The sequence below is a fragment of the Streptomyces swartbergensis genome (assembly GCF_002148965.1).
Taxonomy (GTDB): domain Bacteria; phylum Actinomycetota; class Actinomycetes; order Streptomycetales; family Streptomycetaceae; genus Streptomyces; species Streptomyces swartbergensis.
On the sequence record NZ_NGFN01000638.1, the window covers coordinates 1 to 2,018 of the forward strand.

Here is a 2,018-nt window from a genome sequence, read left to right on the forward strand (position 1 = left end):
GCGCCGCCCCGGCCGGCCCCGCCCCCCTCACCGTGGACACCCAGCCGCACGCCTGGGAGAACCCCTGCTCCCAGCGCTACCTGGTGAACCGGCCGCCGGGGCAGGTGGGGCCACCGCCGCTGCAGCAGGACGCGCCCGCCTGGGTGGGGGCGATGGGTGCCGTGCCGTCGGGGCGGCAGTATCTGAAGGTCACGGTGCAGGGCACCGGGAAGGAGACGGTGGTCGTCGACGGGCTGACGGTCCGTATGGCCGGCAAGCGGGCGCCGCTCGCCTGGAACGACTACGCCATGGGTTATCCGGGCGTCGGTTGCGGCGGCAACGTCCCGACCCGCTACTTCACGGTCGCTCTCGACGCCGCGCGTCCCGCCCTCGTCCCGGAGGCGGGGCACGACGACTTCCCGTTCTCGGTGAGCGAGTCCGACCCGGAGGTCTACTACATCCGGGCCGACGCCTCCGCGTACGACGTCAGCTGGTACCTGGAGCTGAGCTGGTCCAGCGGCGGCCGGAGCGGCACGCTGACGGTGGACGACCGGGGCCGGCCCTTCCGCACGAGCGGCAACAACGGGCGGCCTGCGTACGAGTTCCCGCTGGGCGGCGACAAGTGGGTGGAGGCCGGGACCACCGACTGACTCAGTGGAACTCGTGAACCAGCTCGATCCTGCCGACGATGTGGGCGTTGAACTCGTCGACCTCGTTGAGGACCGGGTAGAAGATCGGCTGCTCCGGAAGCCGGGGCGGCCAGGCGCGCCAGTCGAGCTCCCGTACCAGGTCCAGTTCCTTGGGGCCGGTGGGGCGCCACAGGGTCGTCGTCGGCGGCTGGTCGGGGTGCATGGGCACCATCAAATCACCTGAACCGTTAGGTTGTTGACCGCCGTAGTGGTTGCTGATTGAACCACCTACTCTTCAGGGAGACGTCCATGACCGGTGACGCCCTCAGCCAGGATCCCGCCGAGCTGCAGAGGAGGATCGACAGCAGCAAGGCCCACCCGGCGCGCGTCTACGACGTCTTCCTCGGCGGCAAGGACCACTACCCGGCCGACCGGGACGCGGCCGCCGCCGCGCTCGCCGCCAACCCGCGCGGATACCTCGACGTACGGCACAACCGCGACTTCCTGCGCCGCGCGGTGACCACGCTGGTGGAGCAGGACGGCATCCGGCAGTTCCTCGACATCGGCACGGGACTGCCGACCGCCGAGAACGTGCACCAGATCGCGCAGCGCATCGCGCCCGACTCGCGGGTCGTGTACGTCGACAACGACCCGGTCGTGCTCGCGCACGCGCGGGCCCTGCTGACGAGCGGCCCCGAGGGGCGTACGGACTACATCGACGCCGACCTGCGCGATCCGGCGCGCATCCTGGAACAGGCCGCCAAGACCCTGGACCTCGACCAGCCGGTCGCGCTCTGCCTGGTCGCCATCCTGCACTTCGTCGCGGACGAGGAGGCGTACCCGCTGGTGCGCGAGTTGCTCGACGCGCTGCCCGTCGGCAGCCGGCTGGTGCTCAGCCACCTCACCGAGGACCTCAACCCCGAGAACATCCGCGCGGTCCAGCGGACGTACACGGAGCGGGGGTTCACCTTCGTGCTGCGGTCCCGGGCGGAGGTCGAGCGGTTCTTCACGGAGAACTCCCTGGAGATCGCCGACCCGGGGATCGTCCCCGCCCACCGCTGGCGGCCCGACCACGCCGCTCCCGTCCCCGAGCAGCCGGACGAGTCGTACCTCGCCGGTCTCGACGACATCGACAAGGTCCGCTACCGCGACATCAACGACGTCACGGACGCGGACATCAACGTGTACGCGGGGATGGCCGCCAAGGGCTGAGCAGGGCGTCGGGATCAAGGCGTCGGGATCAGGGCGTCGGGATCAGGGCGTCCCGGATCCCGGAAATGTGCTTGTAGGCGGCATGCACTTCCCTAGGCTGCGGCGCACAGTCGTCACCGCAGTCGAAGGAGCCCTGTCATGACCGTCACCGAGCCCCCGCCCGCCCCCTCTCCCGCGCGGCGAGCGGCGGCGCGGGAG

Annotated in this window: 2 protein-coding genes and 1 pseudogene; 2 read left to right on the plus strand and 1 reads right to left on the minus strand. The window is 70.8% G+C overall.

All coding sequences use genetic code 11. The annotated features are described in order from the left end of the window. Positions 1-629, plus strand: a pseudogene (locus CA983_RS43110) (transcriptional regulator); the annotation flags it as partial. Position 630: 1 nt separating this feature from the next. On the opposite strand, the gene CA983_RS43115 reads toward CA983_RS43110, so the two are convergent. Next, positions 631-831, minus strand: a complete 201-nt coding sequence (locus CA983_RS43115) for a hypothetical protein (protein ID WP_086606051.1) — start codon at positions 829-831, stop codon at positions 631-633. A gap of 86 nt (positions 832-917) precedes the next feature. On the opposite strand from CA983_RS43115, the gene CA983_RS43120 reads away from it, so the two are divergent. Continuing rightward, positions 918-1,820 carry an SAM-dependent methyltransferase gene (locus tag CA983_RS43120; protein WP_086606050.1) on the plus strand — a complete coding sequence of 301 codons (903 nt, stop codon included), beginning with the start codon at positions 918-920 and terminating at the stop codon, positions 1,818-1,820. The last annotated feature ends 198 nt before the right edge of the window (positions 1,821-2,018 follow it).